Genomic DNA, 20,799 nt, shown 5'->3' with positions numbered 1-20,799 from the left:
GGTCCAGCACCACCATGCGCACTTGGCGGCTGTCATGGCCGAGCACGGGATCGAGGCGCCCGCGCTGGGGCTCGCCCTCGACGGCGTAGGTCTCGGTACGGATGGCGCGGCCTGGGGGGGGGAGCTGCTCTGGACCGACGGGGCGACCTTCGAGCGCCTGGGCCACCTGCAGCCGCTGGCGCTGCCGGGGGGTGATCGCGCGGCGCGCGAGCCCTGGCGCATGGCCGCCAGCGTCTTGCACGCGCTAGGGCGTGGCGATGAAATCGTGCCGCGCTTCGTTCACGGCGTCGGCGCCGGGGTGGCCGCGGGTGTGCAGCAGCTGCTGCAGCGGGGGCTGAACTGTCCCACCACCAGCAGCGCCGGGCGCTGGTTCGACGCTGCCGCGGCAGCGCTGGGGCTGTGCCTGCGACAAACCGACGAGGCCCAGGCGGCGGTGGCACTGGAGCGTGTGGCGGCCGCAGCGCTGGCGCAATGGCCCCAGGCAGTGCCTTTGCCGGGGGCGGTCGTTCACCCGGACGGGTGTGTCGACCTGCGCACGGTCGTCGCCCCATTATTCGACATCCGCGATCCGCGGGACGTCGGTGTGGCCGCGGCGGGCTTTCATCTGGCGCTGGCCGATGCGCTGTGCGACGCGCTGCTGGCGGCGGCGCGGGTGCGCGGCGTGCGCCATGCGCTGCTCGGGGGCGGCTGCTTTTTCAACCGAATCCTGCGCGAGCGCTGCGTGCAGCGGCTGCAAGCGGCAGGGATGGACGTATTTCTGCCGGGCGCCATGGGGTGCGGGGATGCCGGTTTGGCCATCGGCCAGGCGTGGGTGGCCGCGCACCGGCTTGCCCTGCCCCGCCCTCGCAATGTGACCAAGGAGTTCATCGCATGTGTCTAGCCATACCCGCGCGCGTGGTCGAAAAACTCGACGGCGAACAGGCCGCGGTCGACCTGGGCGGCATACGCAAGACCATCTCGACGGCGCTGGTGCCCGAGGCGCAGGTCGGCGACTATGTCATCGTGCACGTCGGCTATGCGTTGGGTCTGCTCGACCCAGAGGAGGCTCGCCAGACGCTGGCGATGTTTGCCCAGTGGCAGGCCATGGGCGATGCGCAGGGGGCGCCATGAAGTACGTGGATGAATTCCGTGACGGCCAGCTCGCGCGGCGCATCGCCGCCGCGATCCACGATGAGGTCGGCGAGCGGCACTACCATTTCATGGAGTTTTGCGGCGGACACACCCATGCGATCAGCCGCTACGGGGTGCAGGACCTGCTGCCGCCCAACGTGCACATGGTGCACGGGCCCGGTTGTCCGGTGTGTGTGCTGCCGATCGGCCGCATCGACCAAGCCATCCGGCTGGCGCTGGAGCGCGGTGCGATCGTCTGCGCGTATGGCGACACCCTGCGCGTGCCGGCCAGTGACGGGCTGTCGCTCGCCAAGGCCAAGGCGCGCGGTGGTGACATCCGCATGGTGTATTCGGCCGCCGATGCGCTGGCCGTGGCGCGCGCGCACCCCGAGCGCGAAGTGGTTTTTTTCGCCATCGGTTTCGAGACCACCACCCCGCCGACGGCGTTGGTGATCCTGGAGGCACAGCGCGAGGGTCTGCCAAACTTCAGCGTGCTGTGTTGTCATGTGCTCACGCCAGCGGCCATCACGCACATCCTGCAGTCGCCCGAGGTACGCGAATTCGGCACCGTCCCGCTCGACGGCTTCATCGGACCCGCGCACGTGAGCATCGTCATCGGCACCGAGCCGTATGAGCATTTCAGCGAGGAATACCGCAAGCCTGTCGTGATCGCCGGATTCGAGCCACTGGACGTGATGCAGGCCATCCTGATGTTGGTGCGGCAGGTCAATGAGGGTCGCGCGCAGGTGGAAAACGAGTTCACGCGCGCCGTCACGCGCGAGGGCAACCAGCGTGCACAGGGGATCGTGTCGCAGGTGTTCGAGCTGCGAGCGCAGTTCGAGTGGCGCGGTCTGGGCACGGTGCCCTACAGCGCGCTGCAGATTCGCGAGCGCTTTGCGGCCTTCGACGCGGAGCGGCGGTTCGGCTTGACATACCGACCCGTGCCCGACAACAAGGCGTGCGAATGCGGAGCCATTCTGCGCGGGGTCAAGCGGCCGACGGATTGCAAAATCTTTGGCACCGTTTGCACACCGGAACACCCGGTCGGCTCGTGCATGGTGTCGAGCGAGGGCGCGTGCGCGGCGCACTACACGTATGGGCGCTTCCGGGACATCCCGATCGTGCATGCCGGCGCTGGTGTCGAGGAGAACGTTTCGTGACGGCGAATCTCCCCCTTTCCACAGCACCCGTGGCGCTCGATGCGCCGGCGGCCGACCCGACCCGAGCGTACAGCCGACCGCTGTCGATCCGCCACGGACGCATCGACGCCGCCCACGGCGCTGGCGGCAAGGCGGCCATGCAGTTGATCGAAGAGCTGTTTCTGGCCGCTTTCGACAACGAAGCGCTGCGCCAGGGCGACGATGGCGCGGTGTTGGCGTTGCCCGCTTTCGACCCCACACAGGGGCGGCTGGTCATGGCCACCGACGGGCACGTGATTTCGCCGCTGTTCTTCCCCGGTGGCGACATTGGCAGCCTGGCGGTGAACGGCACCCTCAACGACGTGGCCATGATGGGCGCGCAGCCGCTGTACCTGAGCGCGAGCTTCATTCTGGAGGAGGGCTTGGCGCTGGCGGACCTGCAACGCATCGTGTACAGCATGGGGGCGGCGGCGCGCGCGGCAGGGGTGCCCATCGTCACGGGCGACACCAAGGTGGTCGAGCGCGGCAAGGGTGACGGCGTCTTTATCAGCACCACGGGCGTGGGGGTGCTTGCCCCCGGCGTACACATCAGCGGGCGCAACGCGCGTGCGGGCGACGCGATCCTGCTGTCGGGCAGCATCGGTGACCATGGCGTAGCCGTACTGTCGCAGCGTGCCGGCCTGCAGTTCGAGACCACCATCGAGAGCGACAGCGCTGCCCTGCACACGTTGGTGGCGGCGATGCTGGCGGCGGCGCCAGGGGGTGTGCACGTGTTGCGGGATCCGACTCGTGGGGGCTTGGCCACCACGCTCAACGAGATCGCGCGCCAGTCCGGTGTGGGCATGGTGCTCCAAGAGGCCGCGATCCCGGTCAAGCCGCAGGTCGAAGCCGCCTGCGAGCTGCTCGGGCTGGATCCGCTGTACGTTGCCAACGAGGGCAAGCTCGTGGCCCTGGTGGCGCCGGAGGTGGCCGAGCGTGTGCTGCAAGCCATGCGTGCGCATCCGCTCGGACGCGACGCCGCCTGCATCGGCCAGGTGATCGCCGATCCCCACCACTTCGTGCAGATGGCTACCCGCTTCGGCGGCCGCCGTGTGGTCGATTGGCTCAGCGGTGAGCCGTTGCCGCGTATTTGTTGAAGGGCAAAGCAACGGTTGGTTCGTCATGGCGCTGCGTATTTTGTTGCTGTGCCACGGCTTCAACAGCCTGAGCCAGCGGCTGTATGCCGAGCTGCGCGCGCGCGGCCATACCGTGAGCGTCGAGCTCGATATCGCCGACCGAGTGACCGAAGAGGCGGTGTCCCTGTTTGCGCCCGACCTGGTGCTGGCGCCGTTTTTGAAGCGGCGTATTCCCGATACCGTCTGGCAACGCGTGCCGTGTTTCGTGGTCCATCCGGGGCCACCCGGAGACCGCGGGCCGAGCGCATTGGACTGGGCGGTGCGGGAACGGCTCTCCCACTGGGGGGTCACCGTGTTACAGGCGAACGGAGAATTCGATGCAGGCCCGGTGTGGGCCCATGCCGATTTCGCCACGCGAGCGGCCACCAAGAGCAGCCTCTACCGGCGCGAAGTGACCGAGGCGGCGCTGCAGGCGACGTTGGCTATGTTGGCCCGATTCGAGTCTGGCGTGCGCACGCCGCCCGCAGGGCCGTCCCCCACGATGCGTTGGCAGCCAGCGATGCGGCAAGCCGACCGTGCCACCGACTGGGAGTGCGACGACACCGCGACCGTGATGGCCCGCTTGCGCTGCGCTGACGGGCAGCCCGGGGTTCTCGACGCCCTCTGGGGGCAACCTTGCTATCTGTATGACGCGCACGAGGCCAGTGCCGCCACCATGGCGGCGTTTACCAATCATCGGCCCGGGCGCGTGTTGGCAGTGCGCGACGGCGCGCTGTTGCGGCGCACGGTCGATGGCGGTGTCTGGATTGGGCACGTGCGTTTGGCCGATCCGCCCGGCACCGCGGCGGGACTCGGGCATGTCAAGCAGGTGGCGGCGGACGTATTTGCCGAGCAGGTGCATGCCCTTGCGCACTCCCCCGCGCCGCTGACGCGACCCGACGACGAGTGGGGTGAATTGCGCTACCGGGAACATGGCCCCGAGGACGCCCGAGTGGGTTGCCTGTCGTTCGACTTCTACAATGGAGCAATGACCACCGTGCGCTGCGAGCGCTTGCTCCGGGCGTTGCAATGGGTGCGCCAACGGCCGCTGCGGGTGCTGCTGTTGTTGGGCGGTGAAGATTTTTTCAGCAACGGCATCGATCTCAACGCCATCGAGGCGGCGGCGCAGTGTCCCGGAGACAGTGCGGCCGATGCGTCATGGCGCAACATCCAGGCCATCGATGACGTGGCGCTGGCCATTTTGCAGATGACCGACCGCGTCACGGTCAGCGTGATGCGTGGCAATGCAGGGGCGGGAGGTGTCTTTTTGGCGCTGGCGGCCGATCTCGTGTGGGCCCACGAGGCCGTGGTGCTCAACCCACACTACAAGAACATGGGCAATCTGTATGGATCGGAGTATTGGACCTACGCGCTACCGCGTCGCTTGGGGGATGATGGCGCGCGTGCCCTCATGGCGACTCGGCTGCCGATGCGGGCCCGTGATGCCTGGCAGATGGGGTTGATCGATGCCTGCGTTGAGGGGCCGCGGCATGTGCTGGAATCCGAGGTGTTGGCACGAGCGTTGGCGCTGGCGGCCGCCGCGGATCACGTCGAGCGCATAGCGGCGAAACAACGGCAGCGGCAGGCCGACGAGGCGATTCGACCGCTATCGTGGTACCGTGAACAAGAGCTGCAGCGCATGCATCGCAACTTTTATGGATTCGATCCCAGCTACCACGTGGCCAGGCACCATTTCGTGCACAAGTTACCTCCCGCATGGACGCCGCGCCATCTGGCCATACACCGCTGACCGATCGTCATGTCTCGTCCCCTAGCGCAGCCTGCGATGCCTACGGTTTTGATCGTGGATGACGAGCAGCGTTCGCAGGAAGCGCTGCGTCGCACGCTTGAGGATGACTTCACCGTCATCACCGCCAGCAGTGCGGACGATGCCCGCTGCCTCTTGGAAGAGCACCCAGTCCACGTCATTCTGTGTGATCAGCGCATGCCGGGACAGACCGGTGTGCAGTTTCTGCGCGAGGTACGCGAGCGCTGGCCCGACGTCGTGCGCATCATCATTTCGGGATATGCCGACAGCGAGGAAATCATCGCTGGCGTCAACGAGGCGGGCATTCACCGCTACATCCTCAAGCCTTGGTTGCCGGATCATTTGCTGGAGTCGGTGCGCAGTGCGGTCGAGGCACTGGCGCTGCAGCAGCAGACCGCGCGCCTGGACTTGGAGCTGCGCACCAGTACACGTGCGCTGCGGCAGCGCATAGCGACACAGCTGTCGCTGGTGCAGCAGCAGTTTGGTTTCGATCGCCTCGTGCGCATGCCAGGCAGCCCCCTCGATGGCGTGTGCGCCATGGCCGAACGTGTCGCGCGCTACGACATCTCGGTGTTGTTGCAGGGCGAATCCGGGACGGGTAAAGAGTTACTGGCGCGTGCCATCCACTACGCGAGCCCGCGTTGTGCAGGGCCTTTCGTGGTCGAAAACTGTGCCGCCATTCCGGATACCTTGCTCGAGTCGGAACTGTTCGGTCACAAGCGCGGGGCTTTTACGGGGGCCTTCGAGGACCACGTCGGCCTGTTCCAGCGCGCCAACGGTGGCACGATATTTCTCGACGAGATCGGCGAAACGTCGCCGGCTTTTCAGGTCAAGTTGCTGCGCGTCTTGCAGGAAGGGGAGGTGCGCCCGGTGGGCGCGGCACGACCGGTACCGGTCGATGTGCGCATCATTGCGGCCACGCACCGCGACCTGGAGCAAAGGGTGCGCGAGGGATTGTTTCGCGAGGACTTGTATTACCGCATCGCTGCCGTCACGCTTACTTTACCCCCGTTGCGCGAGCGCGTGGGAGACATTCCGGCCATCGCGCGCCAGATCGTGCAGGACGTGGCCGCCGAGTTGGGTCATCCCGGTGTGCAGCTCTCCGACGAGGCGCTGGCGTGTCTGCTTGCTTACCCCTGGCCGGGCAACATCCGCGAGTTGCGCAACGAGTTGGCGCGCGCGATGACGCTGCATGACGGCGCGGTATTGTCCTCGGATGTGTTTTCGCTTCGCGTGCGTCAGGGGCGGGGGAGTGGTGCCGGTGGGCGCGGCTGGATCACCGAGCCCGGCAGTGGTACCCTTAGCGAGCGGCTCGAGGTGGTCGAAGCCATGATCTTGCGAGACGCTTTGCTGCGGCATCGCTGGAACAAGACCCGTACGGCTGCCGAGCTGGGACTGTCGAGGGTCGGTTTGCGCGCCAAGATGCGCCGCTTTGGGTTGGATCACCCATGAAGGCCGAGCCTGGTGCATCGTGTCTCGGCACGCCGGATGAGCTGAGGAGAGTTGCCCATGAACGTGTTGTGGCTGCAATCTGGCGGCTGTGGGGGATGCAGCATGTCGCTGTTGTGCGCGAATACGGCCGATTTCGATGGACAGTTGCGCGCCGCGGGCATCGATCTGTTGTGGCACCCCTCGCTGTCGTTGGCCAGTGGTGAGGAGGTCCGTGCGCTGCTGCAATCGGTGCTCGACGGTGCGACACCACTCGATGCACTTTGTGTAGAAGGCGCCCTGCTGCGCGGTCCAAACGGCACCGGCCGCTTTCACGTGCTCGCCGGCACTGGGCGACCAATGATCGATTGGGTGCGCGAGCTCGCGACGCGGGCGTCTTATGTATTGGCCATCGGCAGCTGTGCCGCCTGGGGTGGCGTCACCGCTGGTGGGCCCAACCCCACCGACGCCTGTGGCCTGCAGTACGACGACGAGATCCCCGGTGGTTTGCTGGGTGCGGAGTTTCGATCCAGCAGTGGACTGCCGGTGATCAATGTTGCGGGTTGTCCCACGCATCCCGGTTGGGTGATCGACACCTTGATGGCCCTGGCCGCGTCCGAAATCGCGGCGCAAGACCTCGATGCCTACGCGCGCCCGCGGTTTTACGCCGATCATTTGGTGCACCACGGTTGCACACGCAACGAGTACTACGAGTTCAAAGCCAGTGCCGTCAAACCATCGGACCTGGGCTGCCTGATGGAGCACCTTGGCTGCAAGGGTACACAGGTCCACGCCGACTGCAACACCCGGCTCTGGAATGGCGAGGGTAGCTGCACTCGTGCCGGTTACGCCTGCGTGGCTTGCACCGAGCCGGGTTTTCAAGAGCCTGGCCATCCCTTCCATCAAACACCCAAGATCGCCGGCATTCCGGTTGGCCTGCCCACGGACATGCCCAAGGCGTGGTTCGTCGCGCTGGCCTCGCTGTCCAAGAGTGCAACGCCCAAGCGCGTTCGGGTCAACGCCGTGGCCGATCACTTGGTCGAGAAACCTGCCATCCGGCGGACCCGGCTCACATGACATCGCGCCTGTTGGTCGGCCCCTTCAATCGTGTCGAGGGGGATTTGGAGGTGGCGCTGCAAATCAGCGATGGGCGTGTGCAGGACGCACGCGTCAACGCGCCGATGTTCCGAGGGTTCGAGCAGATCCTGCGCGGCAAGGTGCCACAGGACGCCTTGGTATTCGTGCCCCGCATCTGTGGGATCTGCTCGGTATCCCAGTCGGTGGCGGCAGCGCACGCCTTGGCCGAACTGGCCGGCGTGGCGATGCCCCCCAACGGTCGACACACCATCAATCTGATGTTGGCGACCGAAAACCTGGCCGACCACCTCACGCACTTCTACCGGTTTTTCATGCCGGATTTCACGCGCCCCGTGTATGCTGACAGACCCTGGCACGCAGAGGCAGTGCGGCGCTTTGCGCCCGATGGGGGGCAACAGATTCGCGCGGCGACGGCAGCGCGCCAGCGTTGGCTGACTATTTTGGGCACGCTCGGTGGTCGGTGGCCGCATACACACAGTGTTCAGCCTGGTGGATCGACGCGCGCGATCGACAACGCGGAGCGACTCCGCCTGCTGGCCACGGTACGCGAATTTCGTTTTTTCGTGGAGCGGGAGTGGATTGGCGACTCACTGGACGCCTTCATCCACCTGGACAGCGAAGCCGCGCTTTGGTCTTGGCATGCGCGGGCGCCCCTCGGGGGGGATCTGCGGTTTTTTCTGACACTGGCGAGCGAGTTGGGTTTGCAGAACCTGGGGCCGGGCCCCGGTCGTTACCTGAGTTTCGGCGCCTACCCGCAGCCCGATGGTTCGTTCGCGTTACCTCGCGGTGTATGGCGCCAAGCGCAACACCGGCTCGACACCGTCGATGTCGGCTCGATTTCGGAGGACGCCACCTGTGCCTGGCTCGAGCATGGGAATGGCGCCCTGCATCCGTGGCAGGGTCGTACCGAGCCGGACGCGGACAAAGCCGGCGCGTATACCTGGAACAAGGCCCCTCGGCTGGCTGGAGAGGTGGTGGAGACCGGTGCCATTGCCCGGCAGGTCGTCGACGGTCACCCGTTGCTGCGTGATGCACTGGCTCGCCACGGCGGCACGGTATTCACCCGGGTCTTGGCGCGCGTGCTGGAGCTGGCGCGGGTGATTGGGTGGATGGAGGCTTGGTTGCACGCGTTGCGCCCGGGGCAGCCGTATTGCGTGCCAGCCAATCTGCCCGCGGAGGGTCGCGCGGCCGGATTGTCCGAAGCCGCGCGCGGCGCTTTGGGTCACTGGCTGGTGGTGCGTGACGGCAGGATTGCCAACTATCAGATCGTCGCACCGACGAGCTGGAATTTTTCGCCTCGCGACGCGCAGGGAACGCCTGGCGCGCTCGAGCAGGCGCTGGTCGGGGCACCCGTCGTGCCGGGCGAGACGACGCCGGTGGCGGTTCAGCACATCGTGCGCTCGTTCGATCCCTGCATGGTCTGTACCGTCCATTAGAAGACGAGAGAGGGTCGAATCGTGAGTAGAGATCGCTCCCGCATCGAGGCGCCTGCCGCGACGCTCGACGGCGTGGACGAGTCGACCTGGCTGGATGTGATCCAGAAAATGGACGAGGTCTACACCCGTCTGATCGCCGACGAGGTCGAGCTGGAGAAAAAGAACGCCGAACTGGAACAGTCGCAGCAGTTCATCCTGAGCGTGCTCGGTGCCATGTCGGACGTGTTGATCGTCTGCGACGGGCAGGGGCGTATCGAGCAGGTCAATGCCGCGCTGTGCCAACTGGTGGGTAGGTCCGAAGAGAGTCTGTGCGGTGTGCGGTTCGTGGAGCTGCTGGCTGACGACGGCAGCGCCGCCATGGCTCGCGCTGCCATGGCCCAGGTCGATGGCGTGAATGCCCGACAAGGGATCGAGCTGCAGTTGTTGGATCGGACAGGGCAAGCGGTTCCCGTAGATGCGAGTTGTGCGCCGCGTCTTGGGGGCAACGGAAAACGACTGGGCACGGTCTGGGTGGGCCGGCCAATGGCCGAGCTCAAGCGTGCCTACCATGAGCTGCGCTCTGCACACGAAGCTCTCAAGCGCACCCAGCAACAGCTGCTGCACTCCGAGAAAATGGCGTCACTGGGGCAACTCGTGGCCGGGGTGGCGCACGAGCTCAACAATCCCATCAGCTTCGTGCTTGGCAATGTGCACGCGCTGCGCAAGTACTGCGAGCGGCTGCAGGTGTATCTACAAGCCCTGCAAGACCGGGTGCAGGACGACGAGATCGATGTCCTGCGCCGGCGGCTGCGTGTGGAGCATCTGTTGTCGGATTTGCCTTCGTTGATCGAGGGTACGCTGGAGGGTGCGCAGCGTACCGCCGATATCGTGCAAGGTCTCAAGCGCTTCTCGGCCATGGATTCCGAGGAGCGCCGGCCCGTCGATCTGGTGCCGGTCATCGAGCGCGCCATTCATTGGGTGCAAAAAGGGCGGCCTTCACCCGTGCAAGTCCACTGGGCTCCTCAGTGTGGTTGCACGGTGTTGGGTAGCGCGGGGCAGCTGCAGCAGGTGATGATGAACCTGCTGCAAAACGCGTTCGACGCGGTGGCGGGTGTGCCTCAGCCGACCGTGTGGGTCGAGCTGCGAAGCATCGACGATGGGCCGCCACGGGTGCAGGTGACCGTCCGCGACAACGGTCCAGGCATCGCCGCGGAGCATCTACTGCGCATCTTCGACCCATTCTTCACCACCAAACCGATCGGCAAGGGCACTGGCCTGGGGTTGTCGATCAGCTACGGCATCGTCGAGCAGCACGGCGGGCGACTGAGCGCGGCGAATGCCGAGGGAGGCGGCGCTCTCTTCGTGCTCGAGTTGCCGTGCGCTCGCACCTGAAGGGATAGGGGTTGCGTCGGCGGGGTTTTTGGTCCTGCTACCCCCGCTGCCGCAGTTGCAGGCAGAATCGTGCCCCGTTTTCAGCCACATTGACGAGGAGTGAGAGCCATCATGTTCCAATGGACCCCCAAATCCGACGCGGCGCTGGCCGCCGGCGGCGTCATCGGCCCCGACGAGCGGCTGCCTTGGCCGCAGACGGCGATGCTGGGCGTGCAGCACCTGATTGCGATGTTCGGCGCCACGGTGCTCGCGCCCATTCTGATGGGGTTCGACCCCAACGTCGCCGTGCTCATGAGTGGCATTGGCACGCTGCTGTTCTTCCTGTTCACCGGCGGCAAGGTGCCCAGCTACCTTGGGTCGAGCTTTGCCTTCATCGGCGTGGTGATCGCGGCCACCGGTTACGCCGGGCCGGGGCCCAATGCCAACATCGGCGTGGCGCTGGGCGGCATCATTGCCTGCGGGCTGCTGTACTTCATCATCGGTGCCATCGTGCAGGCGGTGGGCACGGGCTGGATCGAGCGCTTGATGCCCCCCGTCGTCACGGGCGCGGTGGTGGCCGTGATCGGGCTCAACCTCGCGCACATTCCGGTCAAGAACATGGCTCCCACGCCGTTCGATGCCTGGATGCAGGCTGTCACTTTCGTTTGCGTCGGGCTGGTCGCGGTGTTCACGCGCGGCATGGTGCAGCGCTTGCTCATCCTCATGGGCCTGATCGTGGCCAGTGTGGTGTACGCGGTGTTGGCCAACGGCTTGGGGTTGGGCAAGCCGCTCGATCTGTCGGGGGTGGCCAACGCGCCGTGGTTTGGGCTGCCCCAGTTCAGCACGCCGGTGTTCAGCGCCCACGCCATGCTGCTGATCGCGCCGGTGGCGGTCATCTTGGTGGCCGAAAACCTGGGCCACATCAAGGCGGTGACGGCGATGACCGGCAAGAATCTGGACGTCTACATGGGCCGTGCCTTCATGGGCGACGGCGTGGCCACCATGGTGGCGGGCAGTGTCGGGGGCACGGGCGTGACGACCTACGCCGAAAACATCGGTGTCATGGCGGCGACCAAGATCTATTCGACCGCGATCTTCGTGGTCGCGGGCCTGATGGCCATTCTGTTGGGCTTCAGCCCCAAGTTCGGCGCGCTCATCCAGGCCATCCCGCTGGCGGTTATGGGCGGGGTGTCGATCGTGGTGTTCGGCCTGATCGCAGTCGCGGGCGCCAAGATCTGGGTGGACAACCGGGTGGACTTCTCCGACAACAAGAACCTGTTGGTCGCGGCCATCACGCTGGTGCTGGGCACGGGTGACTTCACGCTGAAGTTTGGCGACTTTGCCTTGGGCGGCATCGGCACCGCGACGTTTGGTGCCATCGGGCTGTACGCGCTGCTCAACCGCCGGCGTTCGGCGTGACGCCACGTGGCGCGCCGGGCCTGGGCGTGGCGTGCCTGCGGGGTGTGCCGCCGTTCGTCGGGAGCGCGCGCGTTGGCGAGGCGGCGGGACTACACTGCCGCCATGGACGTGATCTCGACCACGCTGTCGGGCCTGCGCGCCGCCCAGGTGCGGCTGGACAGTGCAGCCCACAACATCGCCAATGCCCAGACCGAGGGCTTTCGGCGCCAGCAGGTGCGCGCCAGCGCTGATCTCGCAGGCGGCGTGCGCACGCAAATCGACCGGCTGCCCACGCCCGGCGCAGATCTGGCCGCCGACCTGGTGGCGCAAAAGCAGGCCGCCAACGCGTTTGCCGCCAACTTGCAGGTCTTCAAGGCCGCCGATCAGGCCTTGGGTCGGCTGCTCGATGCCCGCTCGTAGCAGGGACGCTCGATCGTCGGCGCCGCAATAAAAACACCGGGCTCGCCGGTGTTTGTAATTGCGGCCCTTTGACGGCGCGTGCTCGTGATGCCAATGGTGTCTCCACCCTGACGTGGATGGTCTGCTTGCCGTCCTCTGGCACGGTGGGGCTGTCTCCTCGGCCCTCTTGGAGCCGCCGTTGCCGCGAGCGCGGCGCGCGACGACCGAATATGCCCATTCTAGAGGCGCACTGGGCCGCACGGGCATGGGACTAACCCGAACCCCACCGGTCCGCGGCGCTCATTGGCCGGCCAGGATCCAGCGCGCGGCCTTCTCCGCGATCATGAGGGTTGGGCTGTTGGTGTTGCCGCTGGTGATGGTGGGCATGATGCCCGCATCCACCACGCGTAAGCCAGCGATGCGTCCCCCACGCCCGTCGCGCACGCGCAGGTGCGGGTCCGTCACGGCCATGGGGTCGCCGTCGCGGCCCATGGCCGTGGTGCCGACGGGGTGGAAGATGGTGGTGGCGATGTCGCCCGCCAGTTTGGCCAGGTCCTCGTCGCGCTGGTACTGCACGCCAGGTTTGTATTCCTGGGGCTGGTACGGTGCCAGCGCCGGTTGCGCGACGACGCGCCGCGTCAGGCGCAGGCTCTCGACCGCCACCTGTCGGTCTTCGTCGGTGGACAGGTAGTGCGGCGCGATGGCCGGGGCCTCTTGAAAGTGCGGGCTGCGGATGCGTACCGTGCCGCGGCTGGTGGGATTGAGGTTGCACACGCTGGCCGTGAACGCGGGGAAAGAGTGCAGCGGCTCGCCGAACGCATCGAGGCTCAAGGGTTGCACGTGATACTCGATATTGGGCCAGGGCCGATCCGGCGCGCTGCGTGTGAAGGCGCCGAGCTGGCTGGGGGCCATGCTCATCGGCCCGCTGCGCGTGAGCAGGTATTGCAGGCCGATGCGCGCCTTTCCCCACAGGCTGTGCGCCAGGGTGTTGAGCGTGGGCACGCCGTGCACCTTGAATACGGCGCGGATCTGCAAATGGTCTTGCAGGTTGGCGCCCACCCCCGGCAGGTCGGCCAGCACGTCGATACCCAGCGGCTGCAGAACGGAGGCGGGCCCGATACCCGACAGCTGCAGGATTTGCGGACTGCCGATGGCGCCGGCGCTGAGCACCACCTCGCGCGCAGCGTGGGCGGTCACCGTCCCATCGCGGGTCCAGACCTCGACGCCGCGGCAGCGCAGCGCGCCATCCGCGCCTCGCTCGAAGAGCAGCCGTTTGACTTGCGCCTGCGTCCAAAGGGTGAAGTTGGGGCGGCGCTCACACGCCGGGCGCAAAAACGCCTTGGCCGCGTTCCAGCGCCAGCCGCGCTTTTGGTTGACCTCGAAGTAGCCCACCCCTTCGTTGTCGCCGCGGTTGAAGTCGTCGGTGGCGGGAATGCCCGCTTGCTGCGCCGCGCGGGCAAAGGCGTCCAGGATGTCCCAGCGCAGGCGTTGTTTTTCGACCCGCCACTCGCCGGTGCTGCCGGTGCGGCGATGGCCATGCAGCGCGGCGAACGCAGGGTCGGTATCGGCGTCCAGTCGGTAATGATCCTCGTGCGCCTTGAAGTCGGGCAGGCAGCGCGCCCAGCTCCAGTCGTCGTCGCCCGTCAGGCGTGCCCACTGGTCATAGTCGCGCGCTTGCCCGCGCATGTAGATCATGCCGTTGATGCTGGAGCAGCCCCCCAGCACCTTGCCGCGCGGGTAGCGCAGCCGCCGACCGTTGAGGCCGGCGTCGGCTTCGGTTTGGTACAACCAGTCGGTGCGCGGGTTGCCGATGCAGTACAAGTAACCCACCGGGATGTGCACCCATGGGTAGTTGTCGCGCCCGCCGGCTTCGATCAGCAACACCCGGTGCTGGGGATGAGCCGACAGGCGGTTGGCCAGCAGGCAACCCGCGGTGCCTGCCCCGACGACGATGAAGTCGAACGTGTTCACTGCGCGGTCGGCATGGCGAATTCGGCGCCCTTGGGCGTGCTCTCGGGCCAGCGCTGCATCACGCTCTTTTGCGCGGTATAGAAGCGCACGCCTTCCTCGCCATAGGCGTGCAGGTCGCCAAAGAGGCTCTTTTTCCAGCCGCCGAAGCCGTGCCACGCCATCGGCACAGGGATCGGCACGTTGATGCCGACCATGCCCACACGCACGCGCCGGGCAAACTCGCGCGCGATGTGGCCGTCGCGCGTGAAGCACGCCGTGCCATTGCCGTATGGATGGTCGTTGACGAGCTGCAGCGCGGCCGCGAAGTCCGGCACGCGCACGCACGACAGTACCGGCCCGAAGATTTCCTCGCGGTAGATCGACATCGACGGCGTGACATGATCGAACAGCGTGCCACCCAACCAAAATCCATGCTCGCACCCCGGCCCCGCGCGCCGCGCGTCGAAGTCGCGGCCGTCCACCCGTAACAGCGCTCCCTCGCGCACGCCGGCCTCGATGTAGCCGGTGATGCGCTGGCGTGCGCTGTCGGTCACGATCGGGCCCATCTCCGCCTGGGGATTCATGCCGTCGAGGACCTGCAGTGCGCGCGTGCGCTCGACCAGCCGCGGCATGATGCGCTCGGCCACGTCGCCCACCAGCACGGCCACGCTGATGGCCATGCAACGCTCGCCGGCCGAACCGAACGCGGCGCCGATCAGCGCGTCGACTGCCTGGTCCAGATCCGCATCGGGCATGACCACCATGTGGTTTTTGGCCCCGCCCAGCGCCTGCACCCGTTTGCCGTGGCGCGCGCCCGTCTCATAGATGTGCTGCGCGATCGGGGTGGAGCCGACGAAGCTGATGGCGCGCACATCCGGGTGTTCGAGCAGCGCATCGACCGCCACCTTGTCGCCCTGCACCACGTTGAACACCCCATCCGGTAGGCCCGCTTGCTGCAGCAGCTCGGCCAGGCGCAGCGACGGCGAGGGATCGATCGGGCTGGGCTTGAGCACGAAGGTGTTGCCGCACGCCAGCGCGATCGGAAACATCCACATCGGCACCATCACGGGGAAGTTGAACGGCGTGATGCCCGCCACCACCCCCAGCGGCTGGCGCAGCGTCCAGTTGTCGATGCCGGTGGAGACCTGCTCGGTGTAATCGCCCTTGAGCAGTTGCGGGATGCCGCAGGCGAATTCGACGATCTCGATGCCGCGCGTGACCTCGCCTTGCGCGTCGGCGAAGACCTTGCCGTGCTCCGCGGTGATCAGGCGCGCCAGCTCGTCGCGATGCTGGTGCAGCAACTCCAGAAAGCGAAAGAGGATGCGCGCGCGGCGCAATGGCGGCACCTCGGCCCAGGCAGGGAAGGCGGCGTGGGCGGCGGCCACCGCGGCGTGCACCTCGGCCGCATCGGCCAGGGCGACCCGTCCGGTGACGGTGCCCGTGGCGGGGTTGAAGACGTCTTGTTGGCGACCGCTGTGGCCAGCGAGCAGGCGACCGCCGACATAGTGGCCGATCGCGGTGGGGGTGGCATGCATATCGAGGATAAAAAAAGCTGATGACAAAGAACCCACTGTAGCGAAAGCCATTGCGCTCGACCAGCGAGTTTTTCTAAAGTAAGGCATAACGCCATCTAATATCCAAAACCATGGATCACACTGCATTGCGCGCCTTCGTCACCGTGGCCCGCGAGGGCAGCCTGTCGCGCGCGGCCCAGCGGCTGCACCTGACGCAGCCGGCCGTGAGCCTGCAACTCAAATCGCTGCAGGAGCGCCTGGGCGTGCGCCTGTTCGAGCGCACCGCGCGCGGCATGCGGCTCACGCCCGACGGCGCCGCTTTGCTGCCGTTGGCCGATCGCGTGTTGGCGGCGCAGCGCGAGTTCGACGGCGCCGCGCAGCGCCTGCGCCAACAGGTGCGGGGCGAACTGGCCATCGGCACCATCCTGGATCCGGAGTTCACACGGCTCGGCGCCTTTTTGCGCGAGTTGGTGGAGACGGCTCCGCACGTGCAGACCGCGCTGCGCCAAGGCATGAGCGGTGAGGTGCTGCAGAGGCTCGACGCCGGCGAGCACGACGTGGGCTACTACCTGGGTGACCCCAACACTGACCGTGGCGTGCCGGATCGCTACCGCGTGCAGTCGCTCACCCCGTTTACCTACCGCGTGTTGGCCCCGGCAGGCTGGGGGCCGCAGGTGCACGGCAAGGGCTGGCCCGAGCTGGCAGCGCTGCCGTGGATCGAAACCCCGCCAGCGTCGGCCCACCACCGGCTGCTCGCGCGCGTGTTGCAACCGCTGGGCGTGCGCGTGCGGCGTGTGGCCCTGGTGGACCAAGAGGCGTCGATGCTCGACCTCGTACGCTCGGGCGTGGGGCTCAGCCTGGTGCGTGACGCGGTGGCGATTCGCGAGGCGCAGGCGCGCGGGCTGGTTGTGGCCGACCGGGTGTCGCTGCCGTGCGAGCTGACCTTCGTCAGCCTAGCCGAGCGCGCGGCCGAGCCGGTCATTGCGGCGGCGTGGTCGGCACTGGGGCGCGTGTGGGGCGAGCCGCGTCTAGACGCGGCGGATCGTGAGGGCGGTTGAAAAGTCACCACCCCTTGGGCAACTTCAGCGGAGTGTAAGACGTCACGGGTTTATCCGGTGCCGCTTTGAATTCGCCATCGGGGAGCCCTGCTTGTTCACGCAATTTGTAAAACTCCCCTGATTTCAGCATCAAATCGTGTTTGATGTCCATCAACGCCGCTGCCGTCGTGAAGTCGAAACCACGCCGCGTGCCGCCGCGGGTATCGAGGAAGAGGTGGTTGACGTAATCCAGCATGGCCTGGGGATCATCGCGCAGCTGCAACAGCCGCTCGCGAATGTGCGGATAGGCGATCTGCTCGAGTCGGCCCTCGAGAACATCGGGCAGGCGGTCCATGGTGGCTCAGCGGACGAATGGATGATGGATGCATGCAATCGTAGCAGCCCGGATCGATTTCGGCCATCAGGGCCGCCCCGGTATTCAGCCGCGCCAGAAAAACACCGCGCTCATGGCCAGTCCCGTGGCGATGACGATCCCGCGCATCGCCGCCGCCGGCAAGCGTTGCGCCCAGCGCGCACCCGCGTAGCCGCCCATCGTCGCGGCGGCCATCATCAGCAGCGCCGGTGTCCAGGCGACGGCTCCGGCCACGGCAAACGTGGCCACTGACAGCAGCGACAGTACCAGCGAGTTCAGGTTTTTGAGCGCGTTGGCGGTGTGGATACGCGACTCGCCCGTGACGGTATAGAGCGCCATCAACAAAATGCCCAGGCCGCCGTTGAAGTAGCCGCCATAGACGGCCACCGCCAGCAGACCCACGTGGCGGGCGGCGGCACTGCCCGCGCCCGGGCGACGTGCGGCCAGCCAACGCACCGCATACGGTCCGGCGACGAACACCAGGGTGGCAAACAACAGCAGCCAGGGCACCAGCGCGCGAAAGGCGCTGGCTGGCGTCACCAGCAGCAGCGCCGCACCCAGCACGCCCCCGACCGCGGCGATACCGGCCTCGACGAGCAGCCGCCGGCGCGGCAGCGCCGCCAGCTCGCGACGAAACCCCAGGGTGCTGCCGAGATATCCTGGACTGACCGCCACCGCGCTCGTGGCGTTGGCTACGATGGGCGGAATGCCCGTGAAGACGAGCGCGGGAAACGTCAGAAAACTGCCGCCACCGGCGATGGCATTGAGCACGCCCGCCGCAAAGGCCGCCACGGCCAGGAGTGCCGCGTCGGCGGGCGTCATGTCAGTTCGATGCCGGCACGATGGGGGCTACCGGCTCGGGCGCGAGCAGCGTACCCTGGCGCAGGCCCTTGACGGTAGCCAGCAGCAGCGCCGCGATCACCACCGACGTCAGCGCCAGCAGTACCAGCGCCACCATGCGCAGCGGGGGCAGCGCCAGCGCCTCGGCCAGCCGCACGGTCAGGGTGGTGAAGGCCGCCAGCGGAAACGAAACGCTCCAAAACGGCACGCCGAACGGCTGCGCAAAGAAGCGCCGTGCCTGCGTGCCGACCCACAGCAAGGTGAACAGACCCACGCCCCACACGGCCACGGCCACCAGTGGCACTGCGCCATAGCGCAGCAGGCACAACCCCACCACGGACGCCGGTGCCAGCGTGATGAACCAGGTGGGATGCAGCCGCGGAGGGATGGGCCCATGCGCCAAGCGCCGCGCCACCAGCAGCGCAAACACCACCGGCCAGAAAAAGACGCCAATACCGAGGTGGATGGCCGACCACACGTCGTGGCCGAACCCGACCCCGGCCAGCGGTGCGACCACATTGCCCACCACGGGGATGTAGAGCACCGGGGTGATGCCGTTCCAGAGCGATTGCGCATCTGGCGCGTGGGCCACCGTGGGCGCGAGCCAGCGCCCCAGTACCCATACCGTGACGGCCAACTGGCCCAGCGCGCCCAGCCACCACAGCCCGTGCGCACCGTCCCGCCACAGCTCCATGGCCTGCATCCACGTCGCCAGCAGCAGCGCCGACACCGGCAGCGCTGCCACAAAGGCGTGGCGCACCGGGTGACGCAGGTCTTCCGCCAATGCTGGCGGGTGGCGTTGTGCCCGCACGGCCGAGCCCACCAGCAGCACCCCGAATACCGCGGCCGCCAACACGCCCAACACGAGCGACGCGCCCTGCGCCCACTCACCCAGCCAGTGACCGGCGGCGTGCCAGGCCAAGGCCAGCCCCGTCAGTCCCATGACGAGCGAAAACCAACCCGGGTGCAGATATTTCAGCGGTGTGGCAGAAGGTGTCATGGGGCACCGTGTGGCAAGAGGGCGAACGAATCAGCAAGCTTTGCAGGGCAGGGCGCTCTCCGGCACGCCCAGCTTTTTGAGGATGATGGCCAGCGGGCAGAAATTGGTAAACCCAAATTGGAACAGATTCAGCCCCACGAACGCGGTGAAGGCCAAAAACCACTCGCTGACGAACAGCGGGCTGGAGGGCGCCCCCAGCGCCACCGACACGAATACGAACAGACCGGCGATGATGCGGATATAGCGTTCGACCGTCATGATGAAAGACTCCTTCACAGGGTTGGGCAAGAAACAGCAGTGGGGTGGTAGCAATCAGGCGTTGCCCGCCGCCTGCGCCGCGTAGCGGCGACGGTAGACGGCGTAGTACAACACCGGAATCACCACCAGCGTCAGCAAGGTGGAGACCGCGATGCCAAAGATCAAGGACACGGCCAGGCCGTTGAAGATGGGGTCGTCCAGGATGAAGAACGCCCCCATCATCGCGGCCAACGCGGTGAGTGCGATCGGCTGCGCGCGCACCGCCGCCGACTGCACCACCGCCTGCGCAAACGGCACGCCCTTGGCGGTCTCCAGCTCGATGAAATCGACCAACAGGATCGAGTTGCGCACGATGATGCCCGCCAGCGCGATCATGCCGATCATGCTGGTGGCGGTGAACTGTGCCCCCAGCAGTGCGTGCCCGGGCATGATGCCGATCAGGGTCAACGGGATCGGAGCCATGATGATGAGCGGGGTCAGGTAGCTCTTGAACTGGGCCACGACGAGCAGGTAGATCAGCACCAACCCGACGGCGTAGGCCGCCCCCATGTCCCGGAACGTTTCGTAGGTGATCTGCCACTCGCCGTCCCACTTGATGGCGTATTGCCGCCACGGGTCGGTGGGCTGGCGAATCCAGTATTCACCTAGCTCGCCCGCGTCGGGCAGGGCGGCCTGCGCCAGTTGCGGGCGAATGCCGAACAGCCCGTACAGCGGCGAGTCGGTGCGGCCTGCCATGTCGCCCAGCACGTACACCACCGGCAGCAGGTCCTTGCTGAAGCGCGGCGCGTCGATGACGCCGTGTTCGACGCGCACCAGCTCGGACAGGGGCACCATGCGCCCGTTGGCGGCGCGCAACGGCAGCGCCAGCACCGCATCCAAGCCCACCTGCGCCTCGCGCGGCAGCTGCAGCCGCACCGGCACGGCGAACTTGGCGTAGCCGTCGTGCAAATAGGCGGCGTCCGTGCCCGACAGGGCGGTGTAGACGGTTTGCGCGATGACCTGCGCGGGTATGCCCAGCGCCTCCGCGCGCGCGCGCTCGATGCGCAGGAAGGTGCGCGGCGCGTCTTCTTTGAGCGTGGTGTCGATGCCAACAATGTCCGGGGTGGCGGCAAACGCCTGGGCCACGCGGCGGGCCAGCTCGGCGCGACCGGCCTCATCCGGGCCGTAGACCTCGGCCACGATGGGCGCAAGCACCGGCGGGCCCGGGGGCACTTCCACCACCTTGATGCGGCCACCGTGCGCCTGCGCAATCGCTTCCAGGCCCGGGCGCAGGCGTTGCGCGATGGCGTGGCTCTTCTCATGCCGGTGGCGCGAATCGACCAGGTTGACCTGCAGGTCGCCTTGCTCCGGGTCGGCGCGCAGGTAGTACTGCCGCACCAGCCCGTTGAAGGTGATCGGGCTGGCCGTGCCCGCGTAGCCTTGCACGTGCGTGACTTCGGGCTGCTGGGCCAGAAAGGCCGTCATGTCCTGCAAGGCGGCCGCGGTGTCTTCCAGCGCGCTGCCGGCGGGCATTTCCAGCACGACCTGGAATTCGCTCTTGTTGTCGA

Annotated in this window: 19 protein-coding genes; 12 read left to right on the top strand and 7 right to left on the bottom strand. The window is 66.9% G+C overall.

Annotated features, from left to right (window positions below; genetic code table 11):
- The 11 genes from Q0716_RS10270 to Q0716_RS10220 all read left to right on the top strand — a co-directional run.
- Window positions 1-880 (top strand): carbamoyltransferase HypF (locus Q0716_RS10270; protein ID WP_299022930.1); only part of this gene is annotated, 880 nt, incomplete at its 5' end.
- Entirely contained in the window at window positions 871-1,110 is a 240-nt protein-coding gene (locus tag Q0716_RS10265; protein ID WP_299022925.1) for a HypC/HybG/HupF family hydrogenase formation chaperone, read from the top strand. The genes Q0716_RS10270 and Q0716_RS10265, both read left to right, overlap by 10 nt.
- Window positions 1,107-2,270, top strand: coding sequence for a hydrogenase formation protein HypD (gene hypD, locus Q0716_RS10260; protein ID WP_299022922.1), 1,164 nt, complete (start codon window positions 1,107-1,109; stop codon window positions 2,268-2,270). Before Q0716_RS10265 ends, hypD begins: the two co-directional genes overlap by 4 nt.
- A 29-nt stretch (window positions 2,271-2,299) precedes the next feature.
- The gene (hypE, locus tag Q0716_RS10255) at window positions 2,300-3,385 is read left to right on the top strand and encodes a hydrogenase expression/formation protein HypE (RefSeq protein WP_299022933.1); all 1,086 of its coding nucleotides are present in this window, start codon (window positions 2,300-2,302) and stop codon (window positions 3,383-3,385) included.
- Between the two features lie 25 nt (window positions 3,386-3,410).
- Window positions 3,411-5,153, top strand: a complete 1,743-nt coding sequence (locus tag Q0716_RS10250) for an enoyl-CoA hydratase-related protein (RefSeq protein WP_299022919.1) — start codon at window positions 3,411-3,413, stop codon at window positions 5,151-5,153.
- 9 nt (window positions 5,154-5,162) lie between these two features.
- Window positions 5,163-6,623: a sigma-54 dependent transcriptional regulator gene (locus tag Q0716_RS10245; RefSeq protein ID WP_299022909.1), complete on the top strand. Its 1,461-nt coding sequence runs from the start codon at window positions 5,163-5,165 to the stop codon at window positions 6,621-6,623.
- Window positions 6,624-6,680: 57 nt separating this feature from the next.
- Entirely contained in the window at window positions 6,681-7,676 is a 996-nt protein-coding gene (locus tag Q0716_RS10240) for a HupU protein (protein ID WP_299022906.1), read from the top strand.
- Window positions 7,673-9,133: a nickel-dependent hydrogenase large subunit gene (locus tag Q0716_RS10235; protein ID WP_299022904.1), complete on the top strand. Its 1,461-nt coding sequence runs from the start codon at window positions 7,673-7,675 to the stop codon at window positions 9,131-9,133. The genes Q0716_RS10240 and Q0716_RS10235 overlap by 4 nt, the downstream gene beginning before the upstream one ends.
- 21 nt (window positions 9,134-9,154) lie before the next feature.
- On the top strand, window positions 9,155-10,504 hold the full coding sequence (locus Q0716_RS10230) for an ATP-binding protein (protein WP_299022899.1): 1,350 nt from the start codon (window positions 9,155-9,157) through the stop codon (window positions 10,502-10,504).
- A gap of 111 nt (window positions 10,505-10,615) precedes the next feature.
- Window positions 10,616-11,902, top strand: coding sequence for a solute carrier family 23 protein (locus Q0716_RS10225; protein ID WP_299022897.1), 1,287 nt, complete (start codon window positions 10,616-10,618; stop codon window positions 11,900-11,902).
- Between the two features lie 102 nt (window positions 11,903-12,004).
- The gene (locus tag Q0716_RS10220; RefSeq protein WP_299022894.1) at window positions 12,005-12,301 is read left to right on the top strand and encodes a flagellar basal body protein; all 297 of its coding nucleotides are present in this window, start codon (window positions 12,005-12,007) and stop codon (window positions 12,299-12,301) included.
- Between the two features lie 279 nt (window positions 12,302-12,580).
- Here the strand turns inward: Q0716_RS10220 and Q0716_RS10215 are convergent, their stop codons facing one another.
- Entirely contained in the window at window positions 12,581-14,251 is a 1,671-nt protein-coding gene (locus Q0716_RS10215; protein ID WP_299022891.1) for a GMC family oxidoreductase N-terminal domain-containing protein, read from the bottom strand.
- On the bottom strand, window positions 14,248-15,765 hold the full coding sequence (locus Q0716_RS10210) for a CoA-acylating methylmalonate-semialdehyde dehydrogenase (protein WP_299022889.1): 1,518 nt from the start codon (window positions 15,763-15,765) through the stop codon (window positions 14,248-14,250). Before Q0716_RS10210 ends, Q0716_RS10215 begins: the two co-directional genes overlap by 4 nt.
- Before the next feature lie 110 nt (window positions 15,766-15,875).
- On the opposite strand from Q0716_RS10210, the gene Q0716_RS10205 reads away from it, so the two are divergent.
- On the top strand, window positions 15,876-16,802 hold the full coding sequence (locus Q0716_RS10205) for a LysR family transcriptional regulator (RefSeq protein ID WP_299022886.1): 927 nt from the start codon (window positions 15,876-15,878) through the stop codon (window positions 16,800-16,802).
- 4 nt (window positions 16,803-16,806) lie between these two features.
- Here Q0716_RS10205 and Q0716_RS10200 read toward each other — a convergent pair whose 3' ends face one another.
- From Q0716_RS10200 to Q0716_RS10180, 5 genes are all read right to left on the bottom strand, one after another.
- Window positions 16,807-17,136, bottom strand: a complete 330-nt coding sequence (locus tag Q0716_RS10200; protein ID WP_299022883.1) for a hypothetical protein — start codon at window positions 17,134-17,136, stop codon at window positions 16,807-16,809.
- 84 nt (window positions 17,137-17,220) lie between these two features.
- A complete protein-coding gene (locus Q0716_RS10195; protein WP_299022880.1) occupies window positions 17,221-17,976 on the bottom strand; it encodes a sulfite exporter TauE/SafE family protein in 756 nt (251 codons plus the stop codon).
- 1 nt (window position 17,977) lies between these two features.
- Window positions 17,978-18,994, bottom strand: a complete 1,017-nt coding sequence (locus Q0716_RS10190) for an SLAC1 anion channel family protein (RefSeq protein ID WP_299022878.1) — start codon at window positions 18,992-18,994, stop codon at window positions 17,978-17,980.
- A 30-nt stretch (window positions 18,995-19,024) separates the two neighbouring features.
- The gene (locus Q0716_RS10185) at window positions 19,025-19,252 is read right to left on the bottom strand and encodes a DUF2892 domain-containing protein (protein WP_299022875.1); all 228 of its coding nucleotides are present in this window, start codon (window positions 19,250-19,252) and stop codon (window positions 19,025-19,027) included.
- A 54-nt stretch (window positions 19,253-19,306) separates the two neighbouring features.
- Window positions 19,307-20,799: efflux RND transporter permease subunit (locus tag Q0716_RS10180; RefSeq protein WP_299022872.1), on the bottom strand; the 1,493-nt coding region annotated here is incomplete at its 5' end.

It is taken from the genome of uncultured Tepidimonas sp. (assembly GCF_938045175.1).
GTDB lineage: Bacteria > Pseudomonadota > Gammaproteobacteria > Burkholderiales > Burkholderiaceae_C > Tepidimonas.
The sequence above is the reverse complement of the archived record's forward strand: the minus strand, read 5'-3'. Positions and strand labels throughout refer to the sequence as shown.

Coding starts and splice junctions, on each gene's coding strand:
- Q0716_RS10265 (WP_299022925.1), top strand. CDS start 871: ATGTGTCTAGCCATACCCGCGCGCGTGGTCGAAAAACTCGACGGCGAA.
- hypD (WP_299022922.1), top strand. CDS start 1,107: ATGAAGTACGTGGATGAATTCCGTGACGGCCAGCTCGCGCGGCGCATC.
- Q0716_RS10250 (WP_299022919.1), top strand. CDS start 3,411: ATGGCGCTGCGTATTTTGTTGCTGTGCCACGGCTTCAACAGCCTGAGC.
- Q0716_RS10245 (WP_299022909.1), top strand. CDS start 5,163: ATGTCTCGTCCCCTAGCGCAGCCTGCGATGCCTACGGTTTTGATCGTG.
- Q0716_RS10240 (WP_299022906.1), top strand. CDS start 6,681: ATGAACGTGTTGTGGCTGCAATCTGGCGGCTGTGGGGGATGCAGCATG.
- Q0716_RS10235 (WP_299022904.1), top strand. CDS start 7,673: ATGACATCGCGCCTGTTGGTCGGCCCCTTCAATCGTGTCGAGGGGGAT.
- Q0716_RS10225 (WP_299022897.1), top strand. CDS start 10,616: ATGTTCCAATGGACCCCCAAATCCGACGCGGCGCTGGCCGCCGGCGGC.
- Q0716_RS10220 (WP_299022894.1), top strand. CDS start 12,005: ATGGACGTGATCTCGACCACGCTGTCGGGCCTGCGCGCCGCCCAGGTG.
- Q0716_RS10210 (WP_299022889.1), bottom strand. CDS start 15,765: ATGCATGCCACCCCCACCGCGATCGGCCACTATGTCGGCGGTCGCCTG.
- Q0716_RS10205 (WP_299022886.1), top strand. CDS start 15,876: ATGGATCACACTGCATTGCGCGCCTTCGTCACCGTGGCCCGCGAGGGC.
- Q0716_RS10200 (WP_299022883.1), bottom strand. CDS start 17,136: ATGGACCGCCTGCCCGATGTTCTCGAGGGCCGACTCGAGCAGATCGCC.
- Q0716_RS10195 (WP_299022880.1), bottom strand. CDS start 17,976: ATGACGCCCGCCGACGCGGCACTCCTGGCCGTGGCGGCCTTTGCGGCG.
- Q0716_RS10190 (WP_299022878.1), bottom strand. CDS start 18,994: ATGACACCTTCTGCCACACCGCTGAAATATCTGCACCCGGGTTGGTTT.
- Q0716_RS10185 (WP_299022875.1), bottom strand. CDS start 19,252: ATGACGGTCGAACGCTATATCCGCATCATCGCCGGTCTGTTCGTATTC.